General features: G+C 31.7%; 15 protein-coding genes. All 15 read left to right on the plus strand.

The window, feature by feature from the left end:
- Entirely contained in the window at positions 1 to 750 is a 750-nt protein-coding gene (locus tag C7954_RS03970) for an esterase family protein (protein WP_089719598.1), read from the plus strand.
- 106 nt (positions 751 to 856) lie between these two features.
- Positions 857 to 2,194 carry an alpha/beta hydrolase gene (locus C7954_RS03975; RefSeq protein ID WP_223174498.1) on the plus strand — a complete coding sequence of 446 codons (1,338 nt, stop codon included), beginning with the start codon at positions 857 to 859 and terminating at the stop codon, positions 2,192 to 2,194.
- A 417-nt stretch (positions 2,195 to 2,611) separates the two neighbouring features.
- A complete protein-coding gene (locus tag C7954_RS03980) occupies positions 2,612 to 3,403 on the plus strand; it encodes an SDR family oxidoreductase (RefSeq protein WP_089716570.1) in 792 nt (263 codons plus the stop codon).
- Between the two features lie 385 nt (positions 3,404 to 3,788).
- Positions 3,789 to 4,937, plus strand: a complete 1,149-nt coding sequence (locus C7954_RS03990) for a GNAT family protein (protein WP_089719604.1) — start codon at positions 3,789 to 3,791, stop codon at positions 4,935 to 4,937.
- A 20-nt stretch (positions 4,938 to 4,957) separates the two neighbouring features.
- Positions 4,958 to 5,302, plus strand: a complete 345-nt coding sequence (locus C7954_RS03995) for a rhodanese-like domain-containing protein (protein ID WP_073160096.1) — start codon at positions 4,958 to 4,960, stop codon at positions 5,300 to 5,302.
- An 18-nt stretch (positions 5,303 to 5,320) separates the two neighbouring features.
- A complete protein-coding gene (locus C7954_RS04000; protein WP_073160098.1) occupies positions 5,321 to 6,001 on the plus strand; it encodes a CDGSH iron-sulfur domain-containing protein in 681 nt (226 codons plus the stop codon).
- A 115-nt stretch (positions 6,002 to 6,116) separates the two neighbouring features.
- Positions 6,117 to 7,226 carry a metallophosphoesterase family protein gene (locus tag C7954_RS04005; protein WP_089719606.1) on the plus strand — a complete coding sequence of 370 codons (1,110 nt, stop codon included), beginning with the start codon at positions 6,117 to 6,119 and terminating at the stop codon, positions 7,224 to 7,226.
- Positions 7,223 to 9,658 carry an AAA family ATPase gene (locus C7954_RS04010; RefSeq protein ID WP_134058798.1) on the plus strand — a complete coding sequence of 812 codons (2,436 nt, stop codon included), beginning with the start codon at positions 7,223 to 7,225 and terminating at the stop codon, positions 9,656 to 9,658. The genes C7954_RS04005 and C7954_RS04010 overlap by 4 nt, the downstream gene beginning before the upstream one ends.
- 934 nt (positions 9,659 to 10,592) lie before the next feature.
- On the plus strand, positions 10,593 to 11,150 hold the full coding sequence (locus C7954_RS04015) for an HD domain-containing protein (RefSeq protein WP_073160104.1): 558 nt from the start codon (positions 10,593 to 10,595) through the stop codon (positions 11,148 to 11,150).
- A 419-nt stretch (positions 11,151 to 11,569) separates the two neighbouring features.
- Positions 11,570 to 12,208 carry a GTP pyrophosphokinase gene (locus tag C7954_RS04020; RefSeq protein ID WP_089716575.1) on the plus strand — a complete coding sequence of 213 codons (639 nt, stop codon included), beginning with the start codon at positions 11,570 to 11,572 and terminating at the stop codon, positions 12,206 to 12,208.
- Positions 12,209 to 12,225: 17 nt separating this feature from the next.
- Positions 12,226 to 13,113 carry a pirin family protein gene (locus C7954_RS04025; protein ID WP_073160108.1) on the plus strand — a complete coding sequence of 296 codons (888 nt, stop codon included), beginning with the start codon at positions 12,226 to 12,228 and terminating at the stop codon, positions 13,111 to 13,113.
- Positions 13,114 to 13,345: 232 nt separating this feature from the next.
- Positions 13,346 to 14,170, plus strand: a complete 825-nt coding sequence (locus C7954_RS04030; protein WP_134058801.1) for an oxidoreductase — start codon at positions 13,346 to 13,348, stop codon at positions 14,168 to 14,170.
- Positions 14,171 to 14,230: 60 nt separating this feature from the next.
- Positions 14,231 to 15,400 (plus strand): TraB/GumN family protein, encoded by a 1,170-nt coding sequence (locus C7954_RS04035; RefSeq protein ID WP_134058804.1) that lies wholly within the window; start codon positions 14,231 to 14,233, stop codon positions 15,398 to 15,400.
- A gap of 287 nt (positions 15,401 to 15,687) precedes the next feature.
- Complete coding sequence (locus C7954_RS04040) at positions 15,688 to 16,971, plus strand: homoserine dehydrogenase (RefSeq protein ID WP_134058808.1); 1,284 nt, start codon at positions 15,688 to 15,690, stop codon at positions 16,969 to 16,971.
- Positions 16,972 to 17,040: 69 nt separating this feature from the next.
- On the plus strand, positions 17,041 to 17,373 hold the full coding sequence (locus tag C7954_RS04045) for a hypothetical protein (RefSeq protein WP_134058811.1): 333 nt from the start codon (positions 17,041 to 17,043) through the stop codon (positions 17,371 to 17,373).
- The last annotated feature ends 3 nt before the right edge of the window (positions 17,374 to 17,376 follow it).

Here is a 17,376-nt window from a genome sequence, read left to right on the forward strand (position 1 = left end):
ATGAAAATAGAATATAGAAATTTTTACAGTTCAAATTTAAATCAAAATATGCCCTTTAAAATTTATGGATATGCCGGTAAGCCGATGCTTGTTTTTCCATCATCTGGCGGCAGTTTTCATGAATATGAAGACTTTGATATGATCGATGCTATTTGGACCTATATTGAAAATGGAGAAATTACTGTCTATACAGTCAGCAGTATCGACAATGAATCCTGGCTGAATCATGATCTGCATCCACATGATAAAGCGGTAATCCATAACAATTATGATAGATATATTATTGATGAGATGCTGCCTTTGATTAAATATCATTCTAACTGGCAGGGAGGAATAATTAGTTCTGGCTGCAGTATGGGAGCTTACCATGCTGTTAACTTTTATTTTCACCATCCTGATGCTATTGATACCTGTATTGCCTTAAGTGGAATTTATGATGCTAGATTTTTTACCGGAGGTTATATGGACCAGGAAGTTTATCTTAATTCACCGGTAGATTATTTAAAAGAACTGCAGGATGAATGGTATTTAAATCATTACCGAAAGAATGACTTGATTATCTGTGCTGGTCAGGGAAGATGGGAAGAGGATACTTTAAGGGATACCAGACTTTTAGATACAATACTTGCTGAAAAAGGTATACCTTCCTGGTTTGATTACTGGGGTTATGATGCTGATCACGACTGGCCCTGGTGGAGAAAACAGATGCCTTATTTTTTAGAATTATTAAAGGAAAAAAATATTTTATAATTAGTTAAAAGATAGTTTTTCCCTTCATTATAGTAGTTGTGTTTTTAAATTAAGATAAAATCTCAGTTTACTCAAATAAAATTTACTAATTAGGAGTTCATTGATCTTGAAAAATAATATAGAGATAGAAATTATTAAAAACTTTAAATCAAAAATTTTGCACAACAAAAGAAATATCCGGGTTTATCTGCCCCCCTCTTATTCTGCTCAAAATAATAAATTTTATCCAGTTTTGTATGTCCACGACGGCCAGAATATTTTTACGGCTGAAGAATCATATTCCGGGGAGTCCTGGCAGCTGCATCAGACAGCAGAATATTTGATCAGAGAAGAGATGATCGAAGAAATAATAATAGTTGCTGTTGATAATATGGGTTCAGAGAGATTAAGTGAATATGCACATCAGGATGGAGTTTTTCAGGGAGAAAAAATTAAGGCTCGTGGTTTAGAATATGAAAACTTTTTTATCAAAGAGCTGATGCCCTTTATAGAAAAGAAGTATCGGGTAAAAAAAGGGCCTGCTGATACAGCTCTAATGGGTTCTTCAATGGGAGGCTTAGTTACATTTAATATGGGTTTAAGAAGGCCAGATTTATTTGGTAAACTTGGAGTTATGTCTCCTTCACTCTGGTGGGGAAAAAGTGATGCCGCAGAAAAATTAAGATCATATAATTATGACGGCTTGGAATCTCAAATTTGGCTTGATACCGGTGATGCTGAAGGGAAATTCATGTCATTTTCAGAAAGTGTTATTGCTGAGCTGAAAAAAATTCAAAGCTGTGAGCCAATGGATCTTGTCTATTATCAGGCAGCTGACGCTCACCACAGTGAATCAGCCTGGGCAGCTCGTGTGCACTCCCCTCTCTTATACTTTTTTGGAGAAGTTGGAGAAATTGAGAAGATAGAGTTAATTGGGAGAGATCTTACCAGTCTCAAGGGACCTAAAATTAGAATAAATCCGGTTCTAACTTTTGCTAGTTCCTTTAAAATGACAGCCCTGGAAGGGGAATTTAGATCCCTAAGACCTAAATTATTAAAAGTAAATGAAAATGGTGTTTTAAAGCCAAAAAAAATAGGTTCTGCAGTAATTGAGTTTAATGTTTTTGGTCAGCAAGCTCAGAAGAAGATTAAGATAGTTAAAGAACTAAGCAGCAAAGTTAATATTGATATCTATCTTCAGCTAAAAAAGACAGCTAAAAAAGAAGCTGGAACTGTTTATCTTGCAGTAAATGATGCTCAGGAATTTGAGATGGAGCACTTAGATAAATCATATTATAAAGCTGCTTTAACCTTAAAAAGAGATGAAATTTTAAACTTCAAATTTACTTTAGGCAGCTGGGAAACTGTAGAAAAAAATAGCTGGGGTCAGGATATAGACAGCCACTTTATTAAGGCTGATGAAGATAAGAGCTTATATTTTGAAGTTGAAAGATTTTCTGAGTGAAAATAGACTGCAGTATTTAATTCAATTATAAAATTGTCTTAATTTGACTCTACAGGTAGTTTTGAATATGTTGAATCAGGATCTGTTGAAAATCATTGGATTATTTAAATAATTAAAAATTAATTTAGCTAAAAAGTCGAGAATTTTCTCTCGACTTTTTTTCATCCTGCTTATCATATGCTATAATTAATATAGTGAAGAAGATGAAATGGAGGTAAAACTATTTTGAATAACAAAGAAATTGAAAACTTAATTCAAAAATACCTTTTGATTTAGGTCTATCAGATGTCTGTGGTAAGTGTTCAGTGGGACTGTCCTGTACTTTTAAATCTCCACTTTAAAGTAATAATAAGTCAGATTTGAAAATTATGGAATGATCAAAAAAGGAATCTTAAATTAAAAAGAAAGGGTGAGCTTATGAATCTTAAAATCAGAGGTAATTCGGCGATAATAACTGCTTCCAGCAGTGGTTTAGGGAAAGCTTCCGCTGCTGCTTTAGTCAGAGAAGGGGTTAATGTTGTAATTAATGGGAGAGATCAGCAAAAACTTGACCAGACTTTGGCAGAATTAAAGGCCTTAAATGGTGGTGAGGTAATTGCCTGCCAGGGAGATATTACCAAAAAAGAAGATATAGAAAAGCTGGTAAAAACAGCAGTTGATAATTTTGGTAGAATTGATCATTTAGTAACTTCTGCCGGAGGTCCACCTGCCAAAAGTTTTGTAGAAACTACTGAAGCTGATTGGTATAATTCCTATGACTTACTTGTGATGAGTGTAGTCAGGTTAGTTAAAGAATCATTAGAATATTTAAAAGCTGACGGTGGAGGAACAATTATAAATATAACCTCCATTAGTGTTAAAGAGGCTATCAATAATTTAGTTCTTTCTAATTCTGTCCGGATGACTGTTATTGGTTTAATGAAAACCCTGGCCAAAGAACTGGCTCCTGAAATTAGAGTAAATGCTGTGCTGCCGGGATCACATGAAACAAGCAGAATTAAAGAACTGATTAATTCTGAAGTTGAAAATGGTTTATATGATAACTACCAAGAAGGATTGAGTGCTAAAAGTAAAAGTGTGCCTTTAAATAAAATAGGTGATCCCGAAAATCTGGGTGATCTAATTGCCTTTTTGTCATCACCCAAATCAGCTCATATTAACGGGGATTCGATTGTAGTTGATGGTGGAGCCAGTAGTTCTAACCTATAAGCGGGCATAAATGAAGTCTTCAACCAATTGTATTCCGTGCGTATCTGCAAATTCTCTGATTTCATTACTTCTGGTTTCAGGCTGCACATTTAAATTCTACCAGGAGTTCTTATCATGTCAAAAAGAATCTGGCTAGTAGAGTTGAAAAAGTAACAGAAGCCGCCTATCAACTCTATGATGATTTCTGCTGTTTGGCTTTATATACAAGTCTAAAGGGGATTGGCACTCCTAACTCCTACTGCTGAAATTGGTTATGCTCTATTTGCCTATGATGCAGTCCACAGAGAAGGTAATTTACATTAAGATATAGAGCTTAAAAATTTACTAATAAAATTTTTTAAACTAAAAGATATATTTATTTTAAACTAAGTAATAGGGGGATTATATGAATAAAGCAATGCTCTGTACTTTAAAAAGGTCTAAAGAGGTAAAAAATGTACTAATAATAAAAAATAAAATTAATCCTGCAGAATATAATTTAGCTGTTGACTATCAGCTGCAGGATACTGATCCTAGTATCCAGCACCTTATAAATTCACAGACTGGCCAAGAAATTAAGGTTGAGTTTTTAGATGGAGATCAAAAATGGAAATTAAGCAGTAAAAAGATGTATATTTCAAATTTTGATTATGCTTATGATTTATCAAGTCTCAAAGATTTTATTGATTCCTTAATACTTTTTAAAGCAGATGATAGAGAGATTGATTTAGAAATTATTAAAATGTTAAAAGATGATATTTTTACTGCGGCTGCTTTCTGGGAAAATAATAATATAGATCAGGATTTAACTGCAGAATTAATATTAAAATATTGGGATTTAGAGGCCATACCTGCTTATCCAAAAAATGATTATTATAAGATGCTGCTGCAGTTTGCAGACAACAAAATAAAAACAATTGATCAAAAAACAGCCGATTTTTGGTTTGATATTCCTGCTGAAATTAGAGATAAAATTACTAAGCTAATAAATAAAGGAAAGATTAATTTTAAAAACTATGCAATCTATCTGCAGACCAGGAATCAGAAGATTCTAAACACAGTACTTTTTGATTTTATAACGGAAGCAGCAGATGAAGAAGAAGAAAGTCTTAATAATTTGTTTGAAAAATTTCACTATGAATTAATAGATGAGCTGACAAAATATGCTTTAGAGAAAGACAATGCTATTAATCTAAATCCTGTTATTCCCCACGGTGATTCTGCAAGAAGCGATTTATCACTTCAGGCTGAATTAGAAATGAATAATTATTCTTTGATTGAAGTTTTTGATAATTATTCAATTGCAATAGACTTTGAAAACTTAAATTTATTTGAAGAAAGTCAATTTAAATCTTTAGCTGAATATCTAAAAAGTTTGGGTTCTCAGATTGAATATTTAAATCAGATCAGAAAAAAATTAAGATGTGATAGCTGTGGTCAGATTATGGACTATGAGCTTGAATATTTGCAAAAAAATGCTGTTTATAAAGTTAAAACAGCCCACTGCAGTAATCTAGAATGTGATAAATTTGAGCAAGAAATTAAATTTAAATAGAGGTAACAGGAGGAGATTTAATGTTATTAGATTTTTTTAAAAATCTTTTAGGAATTGGAGTCAAAAAAATTACAGTTGAAGAACTTAATGGAAAAAAGATTCCTGTAATTGATATTAGAGAAAAAAATAAATATGATGAGGAACATATACCGGGAGCAATTAATATTCCTTTCAGAGAATTTGATATTAATAATCCAAAAATTAAAGAAGTTAACAAGAATAGAGAAATAGCAGTTTGCTGTGTTAGCGGTATCTCAAGTATTAAAATTGCAAGAATTTTAAATGAAAATGGTTATGAAAAAGCAAAGAGTCTCAAGGGTGGATTTGTTGCCTGGAAAGCATTTAAAAATTCGAAGAATAATTAGTAAGAGGTGTTTAAAATTTTGAATAAAAATAAAGCTAGAATTAAAATAATAAAAGATGGAGCTTATTGTGTTTTTGGAGCGATTCCTTTAAAGGAGAAAATAATTACTCCAGTTGGTGCTCACTATGAGTACCGAGAAGGAAGGGAACTTCCTCAATCAGAAAATTATTCTCTCTGCCGCTGTGGTCAGACAAAAACCCCACCTTTTTGTGATGGTTACCATCAGGAAATAGATTTTGACGGCACAGAGACAGCAGCTAGAGACAGCTATGAGGCTAGAGCTGAACTGCTGAAAGGAAAAGAAATAGATTTAATGGATGATCACCGCTGTGCTTACCTGCGTTTTTGTCACACCGAAAAAGGTACAACCTGGAATTTAATCGAAGAATCAGATAAAAAAGAAAAAAAAGAACTAGCAAAAAAATCTGCTGAAGAATGTCTTGCCGGCAGATTAACTGCTGTCTCTAAAAGTGGAGAAATTCTGGAAAAAGATTTTGAACCTGCTGTTGAAGTTCTTCAGGATCCAGAAAAGGACTGCAGTTCAGCAATTATAGTTAAAGGGAATATTGAAATTGAAGCTGCTGATGGTGAAATTTATGAAACTAGAAATTCTGTAGCTCTCTGCAGATGTGGAAAATCGGAAAACAAACCGTTTTGTGACTGTACTCATTATCACAATGGATTTAAAACAGATGACTAAGTAATTAAACTTTTATTAGGTATTTTATTACTTAGCTATTTTATTACAATGATGCAGGTTGAAGAATAAATACAACGAAATCTCAAAATTATTATTGGGCTAAGAGGTGTAAAAAATGGTTTTAAAGATAATGCATACTGGTGATATTCATCTGGGAATGAAATTTAATCAATATCCTCAAATTAGTAAGCAGCTTGAAAATGCAAGATATCAGGCTTTAGAGAATGTAATAAAAGAAGCAAACAAAAGGAATACAAATCTGCTGGCAGTAGCCGGAGATCTTTTTGATAAAACAAATATCAGCAGTGCTGATCTCAAAAGAACTATCGATATTTTAGATAGCTTTGCAGGAGATGTGGTTCTGGTACTTCCCGGTAATCATGATTATAGTGATGGAATAACTAAACTTTGGGATAAATTTAGAGAAAAACTGACAGGGAGGATACTTATTTTGGATGAGAAAAAGATATATGAGCTTCATGATTTTCAAATTCCAGCTGCTGTTTATCCCGCTCCCTGTGAAACAAAACTTTCTGCTGAGAATAACTTGGGCTGGATTAAGAATTTAGAAAGCAGAGTTAAGGCGGATTATCAAATAGCTCTAGCCCACGGAGCCCTGGCAGGTTTTTCACCTGATTTAAACGACAATTATTTTAAAATGAGTCGAGAAGAATTATTAGACATTGAAATGGATCTCTGGCTATTGGGACATTCTCATCTTTCCTATCCCAATCAGGACAAAGTTATCAATCATAAAATATTTAATAATGGAACTCCGGAGCCAGATGGAATGGACTGCAGCCACCCAGGTTATGCCTGGTATATTGAATTAAATCAAACAAAGGAAATTAAAGCAGAAAGAATTTTAACAGGAAATTATCATTTTTCAGATTTAGAAAAAGAAGTCAATAATCAGGCTGAACTGGAAAACTTAGTTGAGCAGATTCTTAATGAACAGCCAGAAACTAAGATTTTGCGGCTGCAGCTCAAAGGAGAACTGGCTCGAGAAGAATTTGAAAGGAAAGATCAAATCCTCAGAAAACTAAGGGACAGCTGTTTTTACACTAAAATCGATCAAAGTAATTTAGAAATGAAAATAGATCGAGAAATTATGAGAGAAGAATTTTCTGAGAACTCATTTCCTTATCAACTTTTAACTGAATTAGAAGACGATAATCAGGCTCTGCATTTAGCCTATAAAATGCTGAAGGAGGTTCAGGAGTGAAAATAAAAAGTTTTGATCTCGAAATATTTGCCGGTATAAATAATAGAAGCTATCAGTTTAAAGATGGCTTAAATATTTTATTAGGAGATAATGAAGCAGGTAAAAGCACTATTATAAATGCAATTTATGCTTCTTTATTTATTCAGCCCCAGCTGAAGTTAAATACAAAAGAGGGAAAAGATTTTGACGAAAAATTCCTGCCCTATCCAGATGGAGATTTTGCAGAGGCTCAATTAAAAATTGAAGCAGATAATTCAGAATATAAATTTTATAAAAAATGGAGCAATAGTAATTATGCTGGCTATCTTGAGTTGGCTGACGGTAGGAGAATAGAAGCTCCTGCAAAAATTGCTGATTATAAAAAAGACATTTTACCTTATGCTAAAAGCACCTATAACAATATTGTTTTCAGCAGCCAGCAGAATATTAAATCTACCTTAGAGAGAATTAATTCTGCGGAGAACCCTGAATTAATTGATACCATTAATTCTTTTTTAAGAAAGGCTGTAATGGAATTAGATGGTGTTTCTATTGATAAGTTTCGCAGCCGTTTAGAATCTGAGCTTGAGCAGCTGACAAAAAAATGGGATTTAGCATCTGATTCAATTGAAAATAGTGCTCGAGGAGTAAATAATCCCTATCAGGTTGGAACCGGAGAAATTTATAATAGTTATATAGCTAAAGAAAAGTTAAGACAAAGACTAAAAGAAAGTAAGATTAATGAAAAAAAATTTGAAAAATTAGGATGCGAAATAAAAGATCTAAAAGCTGAAGAAAGAGAATTAATTGAAAAAATTGAAGAGCTTTCTGCACTAGAAGCTGAAATTAATCAGCGGGCAGCAGTTGAATTAGAATTAAATAATTTAAATGAAAAAATTCAAAAACTGGCTAGAGACGCAAAAAAATGGCCTGAATTTAATAAAGAACTTGCAGAAATCGAGAAAAAATCAGCTGCTAAAACAGAAAAAATGAAAGAATTAGAAGCTGAAAAGAATAGAGCAGAAAAATTAGCAACAAAACAAGAGTTAGAAAAAAGAACTGCTAAAATTAAAGAACTCAATGCTGAAATTAAAACAATGAAAAAGACAATTTCTGAGGCAGTTATTAATGATGAGATAGTTAATAATTTAGAAAAATATAAGAATAAAATTGCTGAAAGCAGAGCAGCTATTAAAGCTTCCAGATTGAAAGCTAAAATTAATTTTTCAGCCTCAGATAATATCAAAATAATTACCGGTGTAGATGGTGAAAAAAATATTGTTGAAGGAGAAATTATAGAAGCAGATGGTTATTTGCGAATTAAAACTGATCAGTTTGACATTGAAATTGAGTCTGCTGAAATAGATTTTTCTAAATTAAAACAAGAATATGAAGCTAATAAAAATAAATTATCACAGCTTAAAGATAAACTAAAAATTGAAGGTTTAGCTGAGGCCAGAACAGAACTGGCAGAATTAAATACTTTAAAAAGAAAAATTGAAGAAAAAGAAGATAGAGTTGAAGAATTATTAGCAGCAGATAAATTGGAAGATTTAGAAGAGAAATTGCAAAACTTAAATAATATAGAAGCTGCCCGAGACTTAGAAAAAATAAATAAAGAGCTTGAATCATTAAAAAATGAGACTACAGAATTGAACACTGAAATTAAAATTAAGAAAAATAAAATTGAAGAATGGAAAGAAGAATACCAGAGTTTGGACGAACTTAAATTAGATTTAACAAAGAAAAAAGAAAAAAAAATAAAACTTGAAAAAGAACTCGAAAATCTTTCCTCTTTACCAGAAGCCTATCAGAATGCTGATGAGTTTATAGATGATTTGAAAGATAAAAGAGAAAGAAGAGAAAAGATAAATCAAAGTTTAAGAGAAAAGTTAGAAGAACATAAAGGTTTGGAAAACAGCTTACCTGAGACCAGCAGCAGAGAAATGGAAAATGAATTAAAAGAGTTGGAAGAAAATTTTATAAAGTTAAAAAATAAAGCAGATAGTTTACTTAAAATTAAAGAAATTTTTGAAAAGAAACTAAAAGAGATGGATGAAAATTCATTTGAGCCTTTAGTCAAAAGTTTTAACAGCAATTTAGAGCAGCTGACAGCTGGAAAATACAGTCAGGCTCTAATAGAAAAAGATTTTTCAATAAAGCTGCAGTCCAAGCAGAGGAGAGAACTCCCTGGCAATCTAGATCTCTTATCATATGGAACCTATGATGCAGCAGCCTTAGCTTTTAGATTTGCGATTTTTGATAATTTATTTGCTAACTATGGTGGTTTTATAATTTTAGATGACTGTCTTGTTAATTTAGATCCAAAACGCAGGAAAAATGCCATAAAGATTATTAATGAATATCAAAAAAAATATCAAATAATATATACAACCTGTGATCCCAAAACAGCAGCTGAACTTAAAGGAAATTTAATTCAAGTAGAAGAGTAAATTAACATAAAAAAATCGCATATATATATATGCGATAAATTGTGAATTTATTAAAATTTGATATAAAAAAGTCAAGGTTCTGACGAATCTTTCTCGATCTCCTGTTTACAGTTTGTTTTTTTACTTTTCTTATTTTTTCGTTTTATTTTAGATTTAGTCCTCCATTACTATCTTTGATTTACTTAAAGTTATCATTAAAGAAAGCGATCCCTTAACAATTTCTTTTTGCTTACCATTAATAGTAACTTCTTTGGAATTGATCATTATTAAACTTAATTAACACTTGATCAATTTTAATGTTCCTTTGAACTTCTACTAAATCTTAAATAAAGTTACTTAAATAAGAATTTCAAAACACTACTTGTAAACATTTAATCTTAGGACTTCCTCAGAACCTTGTAAGTACATTATAGACTTCTTTACTCTAAAACGCAAGGTCGAAAAATGTCGATTTAATAAGATTAAAGCTAAATATCTTCCATTTTTAAACAAATACTAATTATAGCGTTAATTTTCAGAAAATAAAATCTTTTTTAATTAATGTTAATTAAATTATTTACAGTAAATTATATTAATGCTACACTAATAATACACTAGTCATAGTAGAACAACTTTAAAAAGGGAGATAAATATCTGGTTATACACAGTGGTTCTGTGGTTCTCGCAATTTTGGGCTGCAGGTCTGCAATTATCATCAGTAGTGTGCTTATAAATACTTGAAATTTTAAGACCTTTATCTAACTTTAAGTCTAGTTAAATTAAAATTAACTTCAGAGGAGGAATTATAGTGAAGAAAATTGGGTTAATTGGAGGAATGAGTTGGGAATCTACTGCTCTTTAATACAACTGAGCTGCATGCAAAAAAGGCAGTTGAATTTGCTTTAAGTTAAATTATATGAAAAATTTAATTTTATTATGTCTGAGAGGTGGTTTTATGTACGCAAATAAATTAGTAGCTCGAGCAATGGAATATGCTGCTCAGTATCATCGGGGTGGGACGCGCAAAGGTGGAGATATTCCTTATATTGTTCATCCTTTTGAAGTTGCAATGATTTTAAAAGAAAATTCTTTTGAAGATAAAGTAGTAGCAGCTGGTCTACTGCATGACTTATTGGAAGATACAGAAGTTTCAAAATCAGATTTGAAGGAAGAGTTTGGAACTGAGATTTTAGAATTGGTTATCTCCGCTTCAGAAAAACTGAAAGGAAGAGAAAAAAGAAGCTGGCAGTCAAGAAAAGAACAGACAATTAATTATCTCAGTCAGGAAGCGAGCTTTATCAACAAAGCAATTGCCTGTGCAGATAAATTAAGTAATGCACGCAGTATTTTACGGGACCTTGAAAAAGATCCTAAAGATTTCTGGCAGAGGTTTACTGCTCCCAAAGAAAAACAGCAGTGGTATTATGAGTCATTAGTTAAAAGTCTTAAAGAATTGGAAGGTTTAAAAATGTATGCTGAATTTAAAGAAGTTATTGCTGAAATTTTTTCTTAAAATAAATTAAATATATTTAAAAAGTATAGTACTTTACTTGACTTAGTTAGAAAAAGTTATATAATGTACTTACGGTTAATATAAAACCTATAATAATTCTATAAGTTTATAAGAAAGGGTGATAATCATGAAAGAAATCATGAAAAAATCTGCAGGTGCAGGTGCAGCCGTAGGTGCTATATCAGCATATGGTGCTTTTCTAGTCCAAATGTGGTCATAATATAGCAGCACTTAATAATTAAATAATTTAAGACCTTAAGGCCCGGCATTTATTTGCTGGGCTCTTTAATTTTTAACCATTTTCAATCTCTATTTTCTTAATTGAACTTAGAGATTTTTTGTTTAAAAAAGGAATTTTAACTAGGATGTTGAATTATTAATAATAAAGTACAACTTTCATTTAATTGGGGGCAATTGCTATGGCAAACAGGAAAAAAGTAAATGAAGCAGTTAAATGGTATCAAAAAGAAAGATCTAAATACATAAACTTAAAAGCAGAGGTAGAAAAGATTCTAAAAGAAGCGTTAAATGAAAATGAGATAATTTTTCACAGTATAGAAAGCAGAGTTAAGTCGGTGAATAGTTTTAGAGAAAAAGCTCTTCGCGAAAAATATGATGATCCAGTAACTGAAATAACTGATTTAACAGGGATTAGAATTATAACTCTTTTTGAAAAAGAGATACATCAAATTAGTGATATTATTAAAGAATTATTCAAAATTGATTATGAGAAAAGTGAAGACAAATCAGATTTACTTGATGCTGATAAAATGGGCTATAAATCAATCCATTACATTGCAGAACTAAGTCAAGAAAAAATTTATGCTACAGATTTAGAAAGTTTTTCCGGAATTAAATTTGAGATCCAAATTAGAAGTATTCTGCAGCATGCCTGGGCAGAAATAGAACATGACCGCAATTATAAGTTTAAAGGGAAACTACCAAAACATTTACAGCGGAGATTTTATGCTTTAGCAGGTATGCTTGAGATTGCTGATCGAGAATTTAACACATTATCAGAAGAGGTTGAAAAATTTCGTCAAAATAAAAATAATTAGAGGAAGAAGGAATTTTAATGTATAGAAAAATTAAAGAATATTTTAAGGGTCGAGAAACAAAAGATGGAGCTGGTGTTAAACTAAGACGCTGTTTTGGCTATCATCAAATTCCTGATTTTGATCCGTTTTTAATGATGGATTTTTTTGATTCTACTAATCCTGATGATTACAGCAAAGGATTTCCCTGGCATCCACATCGAGGCATTGAAACTGTTACTTACTTAATTAAAGGGGAAATTGAACATGGAGACAGTATTGGCAATAGTGGTGTGATTCGAGATGGTGAATGTCAGTGGATGACAGCTGGTTCGGGAATTCTGCATCAGGAACTACCTCAGCCGGCCGAAGAAATGCTAGGAGTTCAAGTTTGGTTGAACTTAGCAGCAGATAATAAAATGACTGAACCTCAATATGGAGATATTACTTCAGATATGATTCCGGTTTATCAAGATGAGCAGAAAAAAATTCATATTATTGCTGGAGAATATGACGGTTTAAGTGGTGACATTCAGAGAGCTGATACAAAACCCACTTTTTTTGATATTGAATTAGAACCAGAAAGTGAGTTTATATTTGAGTTACCAAAAGAATTTAATGCTTATGCTTTTTTAATTCGAGGTGAAGCTAATTTTGAGCCTAAAAAAGAAGATTTTCGCAGTTATCCTCAAGGGGTATTGTATGAAAATGGAAGCAAAATCAAGGTTAATACTGCAGCTGAAAAGGCTCGCTTTTTGTTTTTAGCTGGAAAAAAACTTGAAGAGCCTATTGCCTGGGGTGGACCAATTGTAATGAACAGCAGAGAAGAATTAAGGACTGCTTCTCAGGAACTTGATAATGGCACTTTTATAAAAAATAAAAATGAGAAAACTATTTCAGAAATCAACAAATTTTATCAGGAAGATTAAATATTAAAAAGCAGGTTTTTACCTGCTTTTTAATTACTCTGAAATTTTTTCATATATTAATCAATTTCAACTTCTTCTATTTTGGAATCAGCATCATTTTTCTTAACAGATTCAATTTCATTTAGACAGCTTTCCTAACATTTATATTACACATATCTAGAAAAATTATCTAAAAGAAAAAAATCTAAACAAGCTAAATGAAATAATAATTAAAAGAAAGGAAGATTTATTTATGAATAAAAAAGTAGTTTTAATAACCGGTGCCTCAAGTGGTATTGGACGTGCAGCAGCTAAAAAATTTATTGAACAGGGCTATATAGTTTATGGAGCTGCTAGAACTGAATTAGATCTTAAATATTTAACTGATTATCAGAATGGTCATTATATTTTAATGGATATTACAGATGCTGAAATGAGAAAAAATTGTATAGATCAAATTATTAAGAATGAAGAGAAAATTGATATTTTAGTGAACAATGCTGGTTATGGAGCCTATGGTGCAGTAGAAGAAGTACCTCTCGAAAAGGCAAAAGCCCAGTTTGAAGTAAATATTTTTGGTTTATCCGAGCTAACTAAATTAGTGATTCCACATATGAGAAATGAAAATCAGGGTCGAATAATTAATATATCTTCGATTGCTGGCAAAATTTGGACTCCATTAGGAGGTTGGTATCATGCCAGCAAATTTGCCCTAGAAGGATTGAGTGACTGCCTCAGAAATGAATTAAGAGAATTTGGAATTGATGTGGTTTTAATTGAGCCAGGTGCAATTGAGACTAACTGGGCTGAAACAGCAGGGGAAAACTTAATTGAAAATTCTGGGTCTGGAATCTATCAAAAACAAGCTCAAAGAAAAGCTGCAAAATATGAAAAAATGTATGGTGAAGGTGGAATGGCTGCTCAACCTGAAAGTGTTGCTGATGCGATAGTCAAAGCTGCTCAGAGTTCACGACCCAAAGCCAGATATGCAGTTCCAGCTCACGCTAAACTAATTTTATTTTTCCGCTGGCTGCTGTCAGATCGACTATATGACTTTTTTACCAATAAGTTTTTTTGATAATTCTTTCATTAATGATATAATAAATAAGTGAGAGAAATTTAAGAAGGAGCTGTTTTTATGGACGAAGACAATATTCAAAGACTTGAGTATGAGGGAAAAGAGATTATATTAATTCCTACTGCTCATATTTCTAAAAAAAGTGCAGAACAGGTAAAAGAAGTAATTGAAACTGAAGAACCTGATAGTGTATGTGTAGAATTAGATGAACAAAGATATAGTTCTATTAATGATGAAGATAACTGGAATGAAATGAACATCTTTCAGGTCGTCAAAGAAAAAAAGTCTCTTTTATTACTGGTCAATTTAATTATTAGTTCATTTCAGAGTCGAATGGCTGAAAAACTGGGGATTAAATCAGGAGAAGAGATGCGCCAGGGAATTAAGTCAGCTGAAAAGATAGGAGCTGAACTGGTGCTTGCTGACCGTAATATTCAAATCACATTTAAAAGAGTTTGGGCTGGACTTGGTCTCTGGGAAAAATTAAAGCTTATTTTTCAAATTATAACTATGCTTTTTGTTGATGAAGAAATATCAGAAGCCGAATTAGATGAATTGAAAAATGAAAATGCCTTAAATATGATGTTGAAGGAAATGGGAAAGAGTTTTCCTGGAATTAAAAAACATCTGCTTGATGAAAGAGATCAATATTTGGCAAATAAAATAAAGAATGCTCCTGGAGAAAAAATTGTTGCTGTTTTAGGTGCGGCTCATGTACCCGGCGTTCAAAAAGAAATTTTCAAAGAACAAAATTTAGCAAAGATAACTAAAATACCTCCCAAGCCTAAATGGGGGAAAATTTTTTCCTGGGGAATTCCAACAGTAATTTTAGTTATTATTATCTCTAGTTTTATCAATAATATCAGCACCGGTATTAAAGTCACTAAAGCCTGGATAATTTGGAATGGATCTTTATCTGCTCTAGGTGTGCTTTTAGGTAGGGGTCATATTTTGACTATTATCACAGCTTTTATAGTAGCACCATTAAGTTCTTTGAATCCTGCTTTAGCAGCCGGATGGTTTGCTGGTTTAGCAGAAGCTTATCTTAAAAAACCACAGGTAAAAGACTTTCAGAAATTATCTCAGGGAATTACGATTAAAGAAATTTATACAAATAAAGTTACTCACATTCTTTTAATTGTTATTCTTGCTAATTTAGGCAGTGTAATTGGAACTGCTGTTGGTGGAGCAAGTGTAATTAGAACTTTCTTAGAATTTTTTAGTTTTTAAACTAAGTTTAGTTTAAAAATAAATGATTGCTGATAAAAACTCTTCTCATAATATTCGAGAAGAGTTTTTGAGTTGTAATTTAATTTTGTTAAATATAATATACATTTGTCAAATACAATTATCAATAATAATAACTATTTTTGATAATTGTATTTCAGTAAACAAAATTGCTTAAAAAATGAATATAAATTTTCCTAAATGTTCGACATTTAAGCAGCTTATTGATATAATATTTAGTAATGCAGAAGCTAGAAGCAAGCAATATAAGATTACAGGAGGGTATAAAATTGCTTAGATTAGGAATTTTAGGATTAGGAACAGTGGGTAGTGGAGTAGTCAAGATTTTAGAGAAGAAAGCTGAAAACATAAAAAATAAGGTTGGAACAGAGGTTAAAATAAAAAAGATACTTGTTAACAACCTTGAAAAAGAAAGAGACATTGAAATTAATAGGGATTTATTAACTAATAAGGTTGAAGATATTATTGATAACCCAGAGATTGATATTGTCGTAGAATTAATAGGTGGTGAGCAGCCTGCTTATGATTACATTATTCGATCTATCGAAAATGGTAAAAGCATAGTAACTGCCAACAAACTTGTAATTGCTAAATATGGTAAAAGAATTTTTAGAAAAGCAGATGAAAATAATGTTCAGGTTTGTTATGAAGGAAGTGTAGCTGGAGGATTGCCGATTATTAGACCTCTGCAGAATTCACTGGCTGCTAATAGAATAGAAAAAATTTATGGTATTTTAAATGGAACTACAAATTATATTTTAACTGATATGAGTAAAAACCAAAAAGATTTTGATGAGTCTTTAAAAAATGCTCAAAAACTAGGCTTTGCTGAGGCAGATCCCAGCTCAGATATAGATGGTCATGATGCAGCTTATAAAATAACTATTTTATCTTCTCTGGCTTTTGAAAGATTTGTGGATGTTAGAGATGTATATGTTGAAGGAATCAGAGAGATTAAAAGTGCTGATTTAGAAATTGCTCATGAAATGGGATATGTAATTAAACTGCTGGCTATTGCTAAAAATGGTCTTGATGGTGTTGATATTAGGGTCCATCCAGCTTTTGTTCCTGAAGATCACCCAATTTCTATGATTAATGGAACTTATAACTGTGTTTATTTACATGGTGATGCTGTAGGACAGGTAATGTCAACTGCCAAAGGAGCCGGTCAAATGCCTACTGGAAGTGCTGTAACAGCTGATATTATTCAGGTTGCAAAAGATATAAATCATGATCAGCGTGAAGTTCAGCGAATGGAATCCTTTTTAGAAAGCAATGTAACTGATATTGATGAAATCGAAAACAGCTTTTATTTACGTTTTGAAGTAAAGGATAAGCCAGGGGTGCTGTCTCATATCACTAAAATTTTTGGTGATAATAACGTCAGCTTAGCTTCAGTTCTTCAAAAACAGAAAAATAACCCGATTGTACCCTTAGTTTTTATTACCCATCATGTAAAAGAAAAGAATCTTAAAAAATCGCTAGCAAAAATTAAGGAACTTGATGACGTAATTGAAATCAACAGTGTAATTAGAGTTGAAGATGATATTTAAAGTATATTTTAATCAATAAACTGAATTAGTGGAGGTGAATATCAAGCAGGTCTAGAACTGGCTGAAAAATTGGAGGCTTATAAAGACGAGTTAAATTTTTATGTGATTATTGGTAAAGATACTTATTCCACTGGAATCCTGCATGCTTTAAATTTTAAATATAAATTAAATGCGTATTTAGTTGGATATCCAACTTTAACTAAAATAAATCATTTTGGAGGAGCCAAAAATTTTAGCCTTCCAAATTCAAAACTTAAAATAAGTTATTCTACTAAATATTATAGAATACTAGAAAACAGTGATCCTGATTCTTTATATCCAGATATTATGGTAGAAAAAGAGTTTGAAGATTTTTTAAATGGTAGAGATACAGTTATAGAACTAATTAGTTCTATAGATTGAGTA

The sequence above is a fragment of the Halanaerobium congolense genome (assembly GCF_004366375.1).
Classification (GTDB): Bacteria; Bacillota; Halanaerobiia; order Halanaerobiales; family Halanaerobiaceae; genus Halanaerobium; species Halanaerobium congolense.